Here is a 16,063-nt window from a genome sequence, read left to right as displayed (position 1 = left end):
GCAACACGCGAGGCCTTTTCAAATTTCACTATTTGATTAGTTATAATTTCAAGTTTAATCTTGCGAACAGATATCTACCTGTATACCCAAACTGAGATGTTCTTCTTGAGTACACAAATTGATCTCCAGATGTCCCTCCTGGTCTATTTTCATCAGGATACACATCTAATAAGTTATTTGCACCTATAGTAATATTCAGATGATCAGTAAACTCATAAGACACTGTTAAATCAGTAACTATCTTACTACCATAAACAGCATCAGCCGAAACAGAATGCTGGTCTACACTTGCAGATCCTGCATAATCATCTGGATCTTCTACCTCTCCAAAAAAGGTATTTCTTAATAAAAAATTCCACTTTTTATAAGATAAATTATTTGATAAACTTGCTTTAGTTCTAGGAATTGCGAGTGTTAAAAACGCTTCTTCTTGAGCATCGAAGAAATTACCGGTTTGCCCAGCAGCAACAACGGCATCAGGCACATTTAATTCTTTGACTTCGGTTTCAGTAAAATTAGCAGCCAAGTCAGAGGTTAGTCTTAACTCATCGGTTAAGTTGGCTCTATGGCTTAATACAATATCTATTCCTGTTGTTTCCGTATCTATAGCATTAACAAAGAAACGAGCACTTGTCGCTCCTGCAGCATTAAATATGGCTTGAACATCAGTATTTGTTCCTGCTCCAAAACTTCCACTATAAACGATGCGATCATCAATATTAATTAAATATCCATCTATACTAAATGTTAAGTTTAAATCTGGTATTTTTCCTGTAAAACCTAAACTAAAGCTTGTAGAAGTTTCTTCTTTTAATTCATCAATCCCTAATAAATCTGCTAATCTACTATCATTCGTAAACGTCCCTTGTTCTAATGGTACATTATTTTGAAAAACAGTACTTGTTCTACTAAAAAATTGTTGATGTAAAGATGGTGCTCTAAACCCGGTATTAATTGCAGATCTAATATTGATATTGTCTGTCAATTTATAACGCGCAGCTAACTTACCATTAATCGTACCGCCAAAGTCTGAGAAGTTTTCATAACGACCTGCAAAGCTCACATAAAACGCTTCACTAAAATCTGCCTCTAAATCTATGTATGCGGCCATACTATTTCTTGTATTATTAGAAGCATTGTTAGGATCAAATCCTCTAAATACCTGAGCTCCGCCACCTAAAGCTACTCCTGTGAAATTATTCCTAACCAGTAATGCATCAGCTGTCGATGCTGTCACAATATCTCCATTAATATCGTAACTAGCATATGAATTAAGCTCTCCTTCTTCTATATAATAATTTTCTACTTTATATTCTGCTCCAATAGCAACATTAAATCCTTCAAAAATATCATCATAAAATCTTGAAGCATCTAAATTAGTTGTGTTTTGAGAAAACCCTATTGTTCCTGCATCAAAAGATCTTTGAGTCCCTGTGCCTAAAGTACCATTACTAGAGTTACCAACAGTATATGCAAAAATGTTTTCTCCAAAGGTGTTAGAAAAATCCACATCCCAATTCTCATTTACTTTCCCTCTAATACCTACAGATAAAGATTTATCTATAATATCACTACCAATACTTGGTAAAAATCCATTAGGAAATGCTGGTGTATTTGCTCTACCATCACCTTGAGCTGGTCTTCTGTAAAACCCAGAAGCTAAACCACTACGGTAAGACAATCCTCCAAATGCGTATAATTCTGCATTTACACTAACAGGAATACTAGAATTAAAGAAAAATTTCCCTTCTCTTAATTTAGAAGTTCCGACTTTAAATCTAAAATCTTCTCGTGTTAATCCTCTAGCAGCTAATTCATCTTCATCTGCATCAAAATCTAAGAGACCTCTAAATGTATCTATATCTGTTTGTTGATTTAAATCTAATCCTGCAATTTGAGATTGAACAGCAGCATCTAAATAAGAAAGTGATTGGGCTGCAGTTTGATAATCAAAAAGGTTCATATCAGCAACATTACCACCATTAGCAGCAAATACTCTTTCTGCCCCATGATAGCCTCTAAATATGTCACCTGCATAATCTTTATTTCTAAGTGCTGGTTCTCTAGTAGATAAAGTTCCTGTAAAATTAATAAAGCCGCCTTTCTCACCTACAGGAATCCCGTAGTTTGCATCAAGTTTAAATTTCTCTCCATCACTCCCGCCTTCAAACTGATTTGAATTTTCACTAAAGTTAGCTCCTGTTGTAACCGTTAAATCTAATTCTCCAGTAGCGTCCTTAAGAATAATATTGATAACACCTGCAATAGCATCAGATCCATATTGTGCAGCTGCACCATCACGCAATACTTCTATTCTTTTAATTGCTGCAGTAGGGATTGCATTCATATCTGTACCTACACTACCAGCTCCAACGGTTCCGTTAACATTTATTAAAGCAGTATTATGCCTTCTCTTCCCATTAATTAAAACCAAAACTTGATCTGGTCCTAATCCTCTTAAAGATGCTGGATCTATATGATCCGTTCCATCTGATACCGTTTGTGTTTGAGAAGTAAAAGATGGTGCTACATAATTCAATATCTCGTTAACAGAGGTTTGAGGTCCTTTATTAGCCAAATCGGCCATATCTATTACATCAATAGCAACTGCCGTGTCAATAGCTGTTCTACTTGGGTTTCTAGAGCCTACCAATACAATTTGATCTAGAGCAACTCCAGATTTCAATGTAACATTCATTTGGTTTCCGGTTACTACAATTTCTTGTGTGTCATACCCAACATAAGAGAAAACAAGAGTGTCTCCATTTTCTGCGCTAACTGAATAGTTTCCATTAAAGTCTGTGGTTGTTCCAGTGGATGTGCCTTTTATAATTACGGACACACCTGGTAATGGTCCAGAATCATCTGTAACTGTACCCGAGACTTCTTGAGCCAGCAGTGATCCTGATGCTGCCATAAAAATTAAAAGCAGTAATGATTTTAAATGTAAAAATTTAATCATAATATTATTTGTTTTGGATTAGTTATAGCTAATATATGTATATTATCGTTTTGTAAACAATAATTCTTTAAAAAAAAATACAATTTTTTGTGTATTTATTGCATTATTGTCAAATAAAATGAAGTATATGTAAAATACAAGCTTGTTTATTAAGAATGTTTATTTCAACACTCTGCAAGTCAAGAGCCAACCTTCTAATAAAACAAGACCATCATAACTAAAAAAGCACTTTTAGAATTAATACTCTGTCCTATTTCACTAAATTTGCAGGATTAAAATTTCGATATGTACAGAAGTCATAATTGTGGTGAATTAAGAGCATCACATATCAATACAGAAGTAACACTTGCAGGTTGGGTTCAAAAATCTCGTGATAAAGGATTTATCGTTTGGGTAGATTTACGTGATCGTTATGGCATGACACAACTAGTGTTTGATGAAGAGCGCACGCCAAAAGACATAATGAAACAAGCGCAAGACTTAGGTCGTGAGTTTGTAATTCAAGTTAAAGGAAACGTTATCGAACGTGCTTCCAAAAACCCTAATATGCCAACAGGCGATATTGAAATTTTAGTTTCTGAATTAACGATACTAAACGAAGCTCAATTACCCCCTTTCACGATTGAAGATGAGACTGATGGCGGAGAAGAATTACGAATGAAATATCGCTATTTAGATATTCGCCGTAATCCAGTAAAAAACAACTTAATCTTTAGACATAAAGTAACTCAAGAAGTGAGAAACTATTTATCTAAGGAAGGCTTTATTGAAATCGAAACTCCTTACTTAATCAAATCTACGCCAGAAGGTGCACGTGATTTTGTGGTGCCATCGCGAATGAATGAAGGTCAGTTTTACGCCTTACCTCAATCGCCTCAAACCTTCAAGCAATTGCTTATGGTTGGTGGAATGGATAAGTATTTTCAGATTGTAAAATGTTTTAGAGATGAAGATTTACGTGCCGATAGACAACCAGAATTTACGCAGATAGACTGCGAAATGGCATTTATCGAGCAAGAAGATATTTTAAATGCATTTGAAGGTTTAACACGTCATTTACTAAAAGAAGTGAATGGTGTTGACATCGAAAAATTTCCGAGAATGCTCTATGATGATGCGATGCGTCTCTACGGAAATGATAAACCAGACATCCGCTTTGGGATGGAATTTGGAGAACTCAACTCCGTAGCACAACATAAAGAATTTAACGTATTTAATTCTGCTGAACTAGTCGTCGGAATCGCAGTTCCTGGCGGAAATAGTTATACCAGAAAAGACATCGATAAATTAATCGATTGGGTAAGGCGTCCACAAGTTGGTGCTTTAGGAATGGTATACTCTAGATGCAATGACGACGGGAGCTATAAATCTTCCGTAGATAAATTCTATGACCAAGACGATTTAGCAAAATGGGCAGAAGTAACTGGCGCAAAAGCTGGTGATTTAATCTGTGTGCTTTCTGGAGATACCAATAAAGTAAGAGCGCAATTGAGTGCCTTACGAATGGAATTAGCAGAACGTTTAGGCTTGAGAGACCCTAAAACATTCGCCCCTCTTTGGGTTATGGATTTCCCCTTGTTAGAATGGGATGAAAACACAAAACGTTACCATGCGATGCATCATCCATTTACATCTCCAAAACCAGGACAATTAGAATTATTGAAAACAAACCCAGGTGATGTTAAAGCTAATGCTTACGATTTAGTACTTAACGGAAATGAGATTGGTGGTGGATCTATTCGTATCCATGATAAAGAAACACAAGCCTTGATGTTTGATTATTTAGGATTTACACCTGAAGAAGCAAAAGCACAATTTGGCTTCCTAATGGATGCCTTCCAATACGGAGCACCTCCTCATGGTGGACTCGCTTTTGGCCTGGATAGATTGGTAGCTATTCTTGGCGGACAAGAAACAATTCGTGATTTTATTGCCTTTCCAAAAAATAACAATGGTCGTGACGTCATGATTGATGCACCTGCGCCTATTGATGATGAACAATTAACAGAGTTAAGTTTAAAACTCAACTTAAAATCATAACTACTAAATCCTGCTTCATGCAGGATTTTTTAGTAGATTTAGTCTATGCCAATCCAAAACTTTATCAAGCGCGTACTCATTTTGCGATATAAATATATCTCGCAAAAAAACTTCGTGTTCTTATTAGCAGTTCTTATTGGTTTATTGTCTGGTTTAGTTTCGGTAACCATAAAAAATATTACGTATGGCATCGAATGGATTCTAGATCATTTGGCTATTGTGTCAAGAAATAGTATTTATTTTATCCTTCCAATAATCGGACTCTGGCTCGTCTATTTATTTGTGAAATATGTTTCAAAGCAAAAAATCGAGCATGGTATTCCTAGCATTCTGTTTTCATTATCCAAAAAGGACGGTTTAATAAAGCGAAGCAAAATCTATTTACCATTAATCACGGCTCCTTTAACGGCTGGGTTTGGAGGTTCGGTTGGGTTACTTGGTCCAGCAATTGCATCAGCATCGGCAGTGAGTTCAAATATTGGTCGGCTGTTTCATGTCGATAGAAAAACAAGAACCTTATTAATTGGCTGTGCAGCTGCAGGAGCTATTGCTTCTATTTTTCAATCACCTATTGCAGCGATTATTTTTGCTATCGAAGTCTTTAGTCTCGATTTAACCTTTGCTTCACTTTTGCCATTGTTGATTGCTTCGGTGTCTTCGGTATTGACCTCTTATTTTTTTGTCGGAAATGGTGTGTTATTCAATTATAATGTATCTCAACCATTTGCATTAAGTGACACCATGTTTTTTATCATTTTAGGTGTTGGAACTGGAATAGCGTCTATCTATTTCTCAAAAATATATTTTGCCGTTTACAAGTTTTTTGAACGGTTTAAAACCAGCGGACAAAAACTCATTGTAGGTGGTTTGGCTATAGGCGTGATGCTTTATTTTATTCCGCCATTGTATGGTGAAGGTTTCGGATTTATCAATGACCTTCTTGACGGAAATCATCTGCACGCTCTAGGGGAAACACCTTTTGACGATTATCTCGATAATATTTGGGTTGTTATCGCTTTACTGATTGGGATTACTGTTTTTAAAGCTGTTGCCATGTCAACCACTTTTGCCGCAGGAGGAGCTGGTGGAATCATTATTCCAACGATGGTTATGGGAAGTGCCTTAGGAAATGTAGCTGCCAAGATTATCAATAATATCGGATTAGGTTTTCAGGTCTCTGAATCAAATTTCACACTCATTGGAATGGCTGGACTAATCGCAGGTGTACTTCATGCGCCTTTAACTGCTATTTTCTTGATTGCTGAAATTACTGGCGGTTACCAATTGTTTGTCCCATTGATGATTACAGTCTCCATGTCGTTCATCATCACCAAAAATGCCATTGAGCATACCATTTACACCAAAGAACTTGCAGAAAAAGGTGAGCTTTTAACACATAATAAAGATCAATCGGTTCTCACTTTAATGAAACTCGATAGCGTTATTGAAAAAGATTTTACCATTCTAAACCCTGAAATGTCGCTTGGTGACATGCTACATCAAGGTGTTTCAAAATCGAGTCGAAACCTATTTCCAGTAGTAAATGAAAACCAATATCTCGTTGGCATTATCTTACTGGATGATATTAGAACTGTGATGTTTGACCAGTCCCTTTATGAGACGACTTCGGTAGAAACATTTATGCATAATCCACCTGAACATATTCATTATGAAACAGATTCAATGAAAATGGTGATGAAAAAATTTCAGGACACTGGAGCGTGGAATCTGCCAGTCATTAAAAATGAAAAATATTACGGATTTGTTTCAAAATCAAAATTGTTAACCGCTTACAGACGCGAATTGATTAATTTTACATCATAAACCCATAATGGGTATTTGACAAAACTCAAAGGTCATGAAGTATATTATTCTTATCACTTTTTTAGCTTCACTTGGAAGTATTTTATGTGGCTACTTTTTAGATGTAGACTATTCTCAAAAACTCATAGGCTTTGGTGTTCTTGGTCTTTTTATGGTGGTTTTTCCACTCTTTGCGTATCATCGTTGGAAAGGGAAGGATATTAAAGACTATATGTTAACCCAAGAAAATCTGGATAAAATGCGAGAAAATCAAAAGAACAAAACCTTTTAAATAAAAAAATATCTGTTTTAAACCATTAATATTCAATAATTTAAAAAATTACACCTTACTAATACATCGCATTATTATAAGTCCTACATTTATAGCTTAATTAACATATTTTTTTATTACCATGACTGGAACAGTTAAATTTTTTAATGATTCAAAAGGATTTGGATTCATTACCAACGAAGAAACAGGAAAAGAAATTTTCGTACACGTATCAAACCTTAATGGTGTTGAGTTACGTGAAGGCGATAATGTAGAGTACAACGAAGAAGAAGGAAGAAAAGGATTGGTTGCGGCTAACGTGCAAGTTCTTTAAGAAGATATACTTTATTACAGTTTCAACGTCTAACGAAAGTTAGGCGTTTTTTTGGGTTTATTTTTTTGGGCGTTACCCAACTGCGTTCGGTCAGGCTCTTGGCAGTCGCTCTTTTCAAGGAGCTCCAACAATGCCTCCATCCTTAACGCTACTTTAAGCTTAATTCAAATTACGTTTCTCAATAAAAAACCGTTTCAATAACGCTGAGGCTTCATCAGCCAAAACGCCTCCAACCATCTTGGTTTTAGGATGTAATTTAGTATGCAGAGCAATACAACCACGCTCTTCATCTCTAGTTCCATAGACAATCTTAGAAATCTGACTCCAATACAAAGCACCTGCACACATCTGGCAAGGCTCTAAGGTTACATAAAGTGTACAATTGGTTAAATACTTTCCGCCTAAAAAATTAGCAGCAGCAGTAATAGCTTGCATTTCCGCATGTGCAGTCACATCATTTAAAAGCTCTGTTAGATTATGTGCTCTTGCAATAATTCTGTCATTAATAACTATAACTGCACCAACAGGAATCTCACCTTTTTCAAAAGCTTCTTCAGCTTCTTGCAAGGCTTTTTTCATAAAATAGGTATCGTCGAAAAGGTTTTCCATAGCTGTAAAAGTAAAAAATTCAAATAGAATTATAGTTATAGAAATCTTTATCAATTATTGTAGCTTTGCTTTATGACTAAATCTATTTTAGACCATATCAATTTCCCTTCTGATTTAAGAGAATTAACTCCAGATGAACTACCTCAACTCGCCAAAGAGTTACGAAAGTTTATCATTAATATTGTCGCTACTAAAGAAGGGCATTTAGGTGCAAGTCTTGGTGTTGTAGAACTCACTCTAGCCTTGCATTATGTTTTTAACACACCTAATGATCAACTCATTTGGGATGTTGGACATCAAGCTTATGGTCATAAAATACTCACTGGCAGAAAAGAGAATTTTCATACCAACAGACAACAAGATGGTATAAGTGGTTTTCCAAAACGTGATGAAAGCGAATATGATGCCTTTGGTGTTGGACATTCATCGACATCCATTTCGGCAGCATTAGGAATGGCTATTGCTTCACAGTTAAAAGGTGAAGACAAACATCATATAGCCGTTATTGGCGATGCATCGATTGCTAGCGGAATGGCTTTTGAAGGGCTTAATCATGCTGGAGTCACCAATGCAAATCTATTAGTAATTTTAAATGATAATGCTATTGGTATCGACCCAAGCGTTGGTGCTTTAAAACAATATCTCACCAATGTTAAAAAAGGGAAAGAAAAGCAAGACAATATCTTTGAAGCTTTAAATTTTGATTATACTGGACCTATTGATGGTCATGATTTATCGGCTTTAATTTCAGAATTGAAACGCTTAAAATCGGTTAAAGGCCCAAAATTTCTGCATGTCATTACCACTAAAGGAAAAGGTTTAAAGCAAGCCGAAGACGATCAGGTTAAGTATCACGCTCCTGGCAAATTTGATTCGGTTACAGGTGATATCCTTCCGAAGAAAACAGAAGGTCAGCCACCTAAGTTTCAAGATGTCTTTGGTTATACCATCGTTGAGTTAGCCAAAAAAAACAAAACCATTGTTGGAATTACACCAGCAATGCCTACAGGAAGCTCATTGAAATATATGATGGCGGAAATTCCAGAACGTGCTTTCGATGTTGGTATTGCAGAACAACATGCAGTGACATTAGCTGCGGGTATGGCAACACAAGGTTTGACTGTGTTTTGTAATATCTATTCTACCTTTTTACAACGTGCTTATGATCAACTGATACACGATGTAGCTTTACAGAACCTTCCCGTGATTTTCTGTTTAGATCGTGCCGGTTTGGTTGGCGAAGATGGCGCAACACATCATGGTGTTTTTGATTTGGCGTATTTGAGGTGTATTCCAAATATGATTATTTGTGCTCCTCGAAATGAAATTGAATTACGAAATATCATGTACACAGCACAATTAGGGTTAGCGCAGCCTATTGCTATTCGTTATCCTAGAGGTCGTGGCAATATATTAGATTGGAAACAACCATTTACTAAGCTTGAGGTTGGAAAAGGGACACAGCTTAAAAAAGGAAAAACACTTGCTATTTTAAGTGTAGGCTCTATAGCTCATAATGTTGTAGAAGCCATTTCAAAATGTGATTATAGTGAAAATATTTCGCACTATGATATGCGCTTTGTAAAACCATTGGATGAAACATTACTTCATTCTATTTTCACTAAATATAAAGACATAGTAACTATTGAAAATGGCGTGACAACAGGAGGTTTTGGAAGTGCTATTCTAGAATTTGCTTCTAAAAACAACTATACGACTCGTATTAAAATACTAGGAATACCTGATACTTTTATTGAACAAGCCTCTATAAAACAACAGCATCAATCTGTTAAGATTGATGCTGAAAGTTTGTGTATTTTATTTAATTCTATTGCTCCTCTTCGTCTATAGTAGCAATATCTGTTTGATTATTTGCATCGTAAACCTGACTACTGGTTTTTTGTGGTTCATGATTACCGTTACTAGTAATGTCATTAATCATCAATAAAAAAGCTAGTGTTACGCAAAAAATCACTGCAGCTCCAAATATATTCTTTTTCATCTGAGTAGGTTTAAAAGATTAGGTTAAACAAATATAATAAATTACCGTTTAAATACAAATTTAATCGATGAAATGCATAAAATAAAATAGAGAACTAAGAAAGCTCCTTTCTTTATCTTTCAAAGATCATATTTCTATTATAAGAACTATCTTAAAAATTCGAATAATTATCAACACTATATCAACAAACTATTAAGCCTAAAGTAGACTTAATATTTAAGTTTGAATTTACAGATGATTCCCTTTAAGTTTTTGATAAGTCAGCATGGCATTACCATCAGACATTTTTGAAACATAGAAACAAACTGACAACAAACTTTCATAAAGATTGTCTGTCTCTAAGTCAATATACTGCTTAATGGACTTTAAAATAAGCTTATCAAAGTTAGATTGTTCTTCGTTTAAATTATTGACCACTGCTTTTGTGAAAATGCTTAAAAGCTCGTTGATGACTTTATAACCCACAATTTCTTTATCAATGACCTCTGTAGATTGATAAACGTTAGCAATACTCAAGGTAAGGATATCTGTTATCTGAGCCTCATAAGCGCTATAATCCATTAACGCCTTAGAAAACTCGCCAGACAATATTGCGTCTTCATGCTCCATAAAAACATCAACAGCCTCACTTATAAGTGTATTTATAGCTAAGGAGCGTAAATAGCTTAATCTATCCTGAGTACTCAGAAGCGCATTATACGTTTTTGTTTGAATAGAATCTCTCACTAAGTTAATCAAGTATTCTAAAGCATATTCTTCTTGTATGAGTCCCAAATTGATGCCATCTTCAAAATCAATGATGGTGTAGCAAATATCATCTGCTGCTTCAACCAAATACACTAATGGATGTCTACAATAGCTTACATCGCCATCGTTTCCTCTTTTCACCAAACCTAACTCATTTGCTATGTCTTTGAATATATCTTTTTCAGTTTGAAAAAAACCATACTTTTTATCAGCAATATGAGATGTTGGTTTCTTAGGAAGCGATTCTTTAGGGTATTTTGTGAATGCACCAAGCGTCCCATAACTCAATCGTAATCCTCCAATACGTCCTTGTCGGCTTTCGGTTAATATTTTGAATCCATTGGCATTACCTTCAAAACTGCATAAATCTTCATATTCTTTCTTGGTTAATTGGTCTTCAAAATAACGACCATCACCAGATTTAAAAAATTCACCTATTGCCTTTTCTCCTGAATGTCCAAAAGGAGGATTTCCTATATCATGAGCTAAGGCTGCAGCGGCTACAATCGCTCCAAAGTCATTAATTTGATAGCCATGAATGTCTTTTAAGTGTGGGTGTTTTTCCAACAAACGCTGACCAACTTTTCGGCCTAATGATCGGCCTACCACACTAACCTCGAGGCTGTGAGTTAAGCGCGTATGGACAAAGTCGGTTTTTGACATTGGCACAACCTGAGTTTTGTCTTGAAGGCTTCTAAATTCCGAAGAAAAAATAATTCGGTCATAATCAACCTCAAAACCTAGTCGTGTTTCGTCTTGTTCTTTTCGTAAGCGTTTATGTGTATCTCCAAATCGTTTCAAGGAGAGTAACTGTTCCCAATTCATAGATGATTTTTAACATCTGCAAGATAGAATATTTCAATGTTAATTTAATGTTTCCCGTTGATAAAAAAAGTCATTTCACATAACACTGAGTTAACGGTTTTATGATTTAGGATTAATACCTAATTAACCTTGACTTTACATTGTGAGCCTTTCTTTGCATCATCATTTAGAATAACACAAAAACTAAGAAAAAAAATATTATGAAAAAATTAGTCTTATCTACATTAATCGCTTCTTCTCTAGTATTTACTAGCTGTTTTAAAGATGACGATACACCTATTATTATTGAGGAAGTTACAATTATCAATAATGGTAACGGAAATGGAAATGGCGAAGAATGTCCTATAATTACAGTTACAGGTGCAATCACAGAAAACACAACTTGGACCAATGATAATATCTATCAATTAAATCAAAAAGTAGTGGTTAATAATGGTGCTACTTTAACTATTGAACCAGGAACAATCATTAAAGGTACTCCAGGAACAGGTTCATTAGCTTCTGCCTTAATTATTGCAAGAGATTCAAAAATCAATGCTGTTGGCACAGCAACACAACCTATCATTTTCACATCAACAAGTGATAATATTTCTTGTGGAGAAAATGCTGGTACAAACTTAGATGAAAATGATAGAGGTCTTTGGGGAGGATTAATAATATTAGGTAATGCGCCTTGCTCATTTTCTGGTAATATTATTGAAGCTCAAATTGAAGGAATTCCTGCGGATGATACATTTGGATTGTATGGTGGATCTGATGCTACTGATAACTCAGGAGTAATACAGTATTTATCTATCCGTCATGGAGGTGCTTTAATTGGAGAAGGTAACGAAATTAATGGCTTAACGCTTGGTGGTGTTGGAAATGGTACAGTTATCAACAACATAGAAGTTGTTGCAAATGTTGATGACGGCATCGAATTTTTTGGAGGAACTGTTAATGCATCTAACTTATTAGTATGGGCTCAAGGTGACGACGCTTTAGATATTGATCAAGCCTACTCAGGTACAATCAATAATGCTGTAGTAGTATTAGGAGATTTCTCTGATCACGCTTTCGAAATTGATGGACCTGAAGGTTCTGCTACCGGTTCATTCACCATACAAAATGTGACTATTCTTGGTAATACTGTAACAGAAAATGGTGAATACGCAGATTATAGAAGTGGCGCTACTGGAACAACAAACAACATATATGCATTTGGATTTAAAGCGTCTTCAGATGTAGAGTTAGATAACGATGGTGTTGCTGCAAACTACAATAATGGAGATTTGGTTTTCGGAACTTGGGAAATCGTATTGCCTTCAGGTGTGACAGATGCCACTAGCGTTTTCGTTAATAAAGCTGAAACTGCTATGGTAACTGGATTTGGTTCTACTGCTTCTGCAGTAACAGAAGGTGCAAATACGGTTGGAGCTACAACTTCTGAGTTAGCCTGGACTTACTCAAACACTGCAGGTGGTTTAGGATTTTAATCAGCTCATCTGTCAACATTAGTTTAACCTTGAAAATAAAAACTACTACTCGTTCAAAATGATGAGTAGTAGTTTAAATCATATTACAATCATGCAAAAAAACTTATACTCATTCCTTTTAATTGTCTTATTTACTATTGGATTCGCTAATGCACAAAAAGGAACAGTAGCTGGAAATGTCATTGACGGTGAGTTTGTAGAACCAATGGCTTTTGCTAATATATTAGTAAAAGGCACAACTACGGGAACCACTTCTGATTTTGACGGAAAGTTTCAATTAGAACTAGAACCCGGAACTTATACCTTAGTATTCTCTTTTGTAGGATATAATACTCAAGAAATAAGTGATGTTATTGTAAAAACTGGAGAGGTTGCTACTTTAGATATTACTTTAGAGACCAATTCATTAGATACAATCATTATTCAAACCACTGTTAAGCGTAATACTGAAAACTCAATCTTAAATTTACAGAAAAAATCTGTGGTTGTTATGGATGGTTTATCTGCACAATCAATTAAAAGCTCAGGTGCGAGTAATCTTGCAAGTGCTGTAAAAAGTGTTCCGGGTGTTTCTATTGAAGGCGGGAAATATGTTTACGTTCGTGGTTTAGGTGACCGATACACAAAATCTATCTTAAACGGAATTGATATCCCAGGACTGGATCCAGACCGAAATACAATTCAAATGGATTTATTTCCAACAAATATTTTAGATAATGTAATTGTATTAAAAACTGCATCGGCAGAATACCCAGCAGATTTTACAGGTGGTATTGTTGATATCATCACAAAAGATTTTCCTACCAAACCAGAATATACACTCTCTTTAGGTATGGGATATAATCCTGATATGCACTTCAATGATAAATACTTAACCTATACTGGAGGTGACACAGATTTCTTAGGGTTTGATGATGGCACAAGAAACCTGCCTATTAACAGATACCAATCAATACCTGGTACTTTTGACAATAGAGTATTATTAACATCCTTAACCAATAGGTTTCAAAAAGAACTTCAAGCAAAACAGGAGCAAAGTAATATGAATTTTGACCTTGGTTTCACTTTAGGAAACCAATATGATGTTGGTGATGATAAAATAGGATATCAGGCGTCATTCTCTTATAAAAATGAAACTACTTTTTATGAAAACAGAAATGATGGAGCTTATGTAAAAAGCTTTAATGATTCATCTGACAAAGAATTGAAATCAGTTCTAGATTCTAGGGGCTCCGAAGGTATAAACAACGTCATACTAAATGGTATGCTAGGCTTAACTTATAAAACTGATAAGTCTAAATACAAAGTTAATTTACTTCATATTCAAAATGGAGAATCAACTGCTGGGTTTTTTGAACAAGACATCTCACAAGATGGTGTAGGGGGTGGTATCGAGCCATTGATTAAAAATTCTCTTACCTATACAGAGCGTTCTATTACAAACTTACTTATTAGTGGCAAATACCGATTAAGTAACAATGAGAATGCTTTTAATTTAGAGTGGAAACTCTCTCCTACTTTTTCTAAGGTTATGGATAAGGCACATAGAATTACGCCATTTCAGGAATCTGGAGAAGGTCAATTCTTTGTAAGTCCATCTGCTTCAACATTCCCAATTCAACTTTGGAGAAACCTTATTGAAGAAAACTGGGCTGGTAGAATTGATTTAGATAAAACTGTAGATTTATTTGGAAGACCGGCTAAACTAAAATTTGGTGGTGCTTATACTTATAAATTTAGAGATTTTAGTATCGATGATTACACCTTTAATATTCAAGGAGATGACTCCTTTATAGCTAATGGGAATGCAGATAACTTATTGGCTTCCGAAAACCTTTGGAATACAACAACAGATTCAGGTACATACTTAGTTTTTGGTGATCAATTTAACGCGATAGATGCCTATGAAGGTGAGCAAAATATTGGTGCAACTTATTTTTCAGCAGAATTTAATGTTTCCGAAAAATTAAAAACTGTTTTAGGTGTTAGAACAGAATTTTTTAAGTCATTCTACACTGGTCAGAATAACGAAAGGCAATTCAATAGAGAAGCTATCTTAGATGAATTTGATATTTTCCCATCTGCTAACGTTATTTATTCTGCTACAGATAATATCAATGTTAGAACGTCATATTCTCGCACAACAGCAAGACCTTCTTTTAAAGAATCATCTGTTGCTCGAATCTTTGACCCTATTACAAATAGATTATTTATTGGTAACATCAACTTAGTACCAACTTACGTGAACAACTTTGATTTAAGATTTGAGCGTTTTGGAGATAACGGACAAATGTTTGCCGTAAGTGGTTTCTATAAAGATTTTAAAGACCCGATAGAACAGTCATTCTTTTTACAAGCACCAACACAACTCACTGTTGCAAACTTGGGGAACGCTAAAGTATATGGTTTAGAATTGGAACTAAGACAACGCCTTGGGTTTATTACTGACGGACTTAGTAAGCTGAAATTTAATGCAAATGTGTCTTTTATCACATCTGAATTAACCATGTCTGAAGCCGAATTTACTAGTAGACAATTAGCTGCTAGAGATGGTGAAAAGGTAGAAAAAGAAAGAGATTTACAAGGCCAGGCACCATTTCTACTTAATTTTGGTCTAGATTATAATGATCAAGATTCAGGTTTTCAAACGGGTTTATTTTATAATGTACAAGGAGAAACGCTTCAGGTTGTTGGTATTGGCTTAGTTCCAGATGTATATACTAAACCGTTTAACAGTTTAAACTTTACATTAAATAAAGCATTTGGAGAAGATAGAAGATCTTCAATCGATATTAAAGTGGCTAATATTTTAAATAGTAAAAGAGAAAGTGATTATGTGTCGTTTGGAGGAGAAGACCAAATATTCTCATTAAGAGAACCAGGCACAGAAATCTCACTAGGATATACGTATAAGTTCTAAACTGAGGCTTGAAATAGTCCACAAACAAAAAGGTTCCTAACGAGAGTTAGGAACCTTTTTTATATGTTGAATTAA

The 16,063-nt window shown here is 35.1% G+C and carries 11 protein-coding genes; 7 read left to right on the top strand and 4 right to left on the bottom strand.

Translation table 11 applies throughout. The features are described from left to right. Positions 1-40: 40 nt before the first annotated feature. Positions 41-2,962: a TonB-dependent receptor gene (locus V7719_RS11760; protein WP_335730105.1), complete on the bottom strand. Its 2,922-nt coding sequence runs from the start codon at positions 2,960-2,962 to the stop codon at positions 41-43. 285 nt (positions 2,963-3,247) lie between these two features. Here V7719_RS11760 and aspS point away from each other — a divergent pair, with 285 nt between their 5' ends. The 4 genes from aspS (at position 3,248) to V7719_RS11740 (ending at position 7,410) form a co-directional block, all read left to right on the top strand. Beyond that, entirely contained in the window at positions 3,248-5,002 is a 1,755-nt protein-coding gene (aspS, locus tag V7719_RS11755) for an aspartate--tRNA ligase (protein ID WP_335730104.1), read from the top strand. 45 nt (positions 5,003-5,047) lie between these two features. Further along, positions 5,048-6,826, top strand: coding sequence for a chloride channel protein (locus tag V7719_RS11750; RefSeq protein ID WP_335730103.1), 1,779 nt, complete (start codon positions 5,048-5,050; stop codon positions 6,824-6,826). Between the two features lie 34 nt (positions 6,827-6,860). Beyond that, on the top strand, positions 6,861-7,097 hold the full coding sequence (locus V7719_RS11745) for a hypothetical protein (protein ID WP_335730102.1): 237 nt from the start codon (positions 6,861-6,863) through the stop codon (positions 7,095-7,097). A 121-nt stretch (positions 7,098-7,218) separates the two neighbouring features. Further along, positions 7,219-7,410 (top strand): cold-shock protein, encoded by a 192-nt coding sequence (locus V7719_RS11740; RefSeq protein ID WP_335730101.1) that lies wholly within the window; start codon positions 7,219-7,221, stop codon positions 7,408-7,410. A gap of 159 nt (positions 7,411-7,569) precedes the next feature. Here the strand turns inward: V7719_RS11740 and V7719_RS11735 are convergent, their stop codons facing one another. After that, the gene (locus tag V7719_RS11735; RefSeq protein WP_335730100.1) at positions 7,570-8,019 is read right to left on the bottom strand and encodes a nucleoside deaminase; all 450 of its coding nucleotides are present in this window, start codon (positions 8,017-8,019) and stop codon (positions 7,570-7,572) included. 72 nt (positions 8,020-8,091) lie between these two features. Between V7719_RS11735 and V7719_RS11730 the strand changes: the two genes are divergently transcribed. Beyond that, positions 8,092-9,870: a 1-deoxy-D-xylulose-5-phosphate synthase gene (locus V7719_RS11730; protein WP_335730099.1), complete on the top strand. Its 1,779-nt coding sequence runs from the start codon at positions 8,092-8,094 to the stop codon at positions 9,868-9,870. Here V7719_RS11730 and V7719_RS11725 read toward each other — a convergent pair. Beyond that, complete coding sequence (locus tag V7719_RS11725; protein ID WP_335730098.1) at positions 9,848-10,021, bottom strand: hypothetical protein; 174 nt, start codon at positions 10,019-10,021, stop codon at positions 9,848-9,850. The genes V7719_RS11730 and V7719_RS11725 overlap by 23 nt on opposite strands. A 228-nt stretch (positions 10,022-10,249) precedes the next feature. After that, positions 10,250-11,593 carry a deoxyguanosinetriphosphate triphosphohydrolase gene (locus tag V7719_RS11720; protein ID WP_335730097.1) on the bottom strand — a complete coding sequence of 448 codons (1,344 nt, stop codon included), beginning with the start codon at positions 11,591-11,593 and terminating at the stop codon, positions 10,250-10,252. 200 nt (positions 11,594-11,793) lie between these two features. On the opposite strand from V7719_RS11720, the gene V7719_RS11715 reads away from it, so the two are divergent. Then, positions 11,794-13,068, top strand: a complete 1,275-nt coding sequence (locus V7719_RS11715; RefSeq protein WP_335730096.1) for a hypothetical protein — start codon at positions 11,794-11,796, stop codon at positions 13,066-13,068. A 91-nt stretch (positions 13,069-13,159) separates the two neighbouring features. Next, the gene (locus tag V7719_RS11710) at positions 13,160-15,988 is read left to right on the top strand and encodes a TonB-dependent receptor (RefSeq protein ID WP_335730095.1); all 2,829 of its coding nucleotides are present in this window, start codon (positions 13,160-13,162) and stop codon (positions 15,986-15,988) included. Positions 15,989-16,063 lie beyond the last annotated feature (75 nt).

This window comes from Psychroserpens sp., from assembly GCF_036960315.1.
Lineage (GTDB): Bacteria > Bacteroidota > Bacteroidia > Flavobacteriales > Flavobacteriaceae > Psychroserpens.
This window is presented reverse-complemented; position numbering and strand designations above follow the sequence as displayed.

Excerpts from the sequence above, each read along its gene's own strand:
- V7719_RS11710 (WP_335730095.1), top strand. The coding sequence starts at position 13,160 with ATGCAAAAAAACTTATACTCATTCCTTTTAATTGTCTTATTTACTATT.
- V7719_RS11725 (WP_335730098.1), bottom strand. The coding sequence starts at position 10,021 with ATGAAAAAGAATATATTTGGAGCTGCAGTGATTTTTTGCGTAACACTA.
- V7719_RS11750 (WP_335730103.1), top strand. The coding sequence starts at position 5,048 with ATGCCAATCCAAAACTTTATCAAGCGCGTACTCATTTTGCGATATAAA.
- aspS (WP_335730104.1), top strand. The coding sequence starts at position 3,248 with ATGTACAGAAGTCATAATTGTGGTGAATTAAGAGCATCACATATCAAT.
- V7719_RS11730 (WP_335730099.1), top strand. The coding sequence starts at position 8,092 with ATGACTAAATCTATTTTAGACCATATCAATTTCCCTTCTGATTTAAGA.
- V7719_RS11740 (WP_335730101.1), top strand. The coding sequence starts at position 7,219 with ATGACTGGAACAGTTAAATTTTTTAATGATTCAAAAGGATTTGGATTC.
- V7719_RS11715 (WP_335730096.1), top strand. The coding sequence starts at position 11,794 with ATGAAAAAATTAGTCTTATCTACATTAATCGCTTCTTCTCTAGTATTT.
- V7719_RS11745 (WP_335730102.1), top strand. The coding sequence starts at position 6,861 with ATGAAGTATATTATTCTTATCACTTTTTTAGCTTCACTTGGAAGTATT.
- V7719_RS11735 (WP_335730100.1), bottom strand. The coding sequence starts at position 8,019 with ATGGAAAACCTTTTCGACGATACCTATTTTATGAAAAAAGCCTTGCAA.
- V7719_RS11760 (WP_335730105.1), bottom strand. The coding sequence starts at position 2,962 with ATGATTAAATTTTTACATTTAAAATCATTACTGCTTTTAATTTTTATG.
- V7719_RS11720 (WP_335730097.1), bottom strand. The coding sequence starts at position 11,593 with ATGAATTGGGAACAGTTACTCTCCTTGAAACGATTTGGAGATACACAT.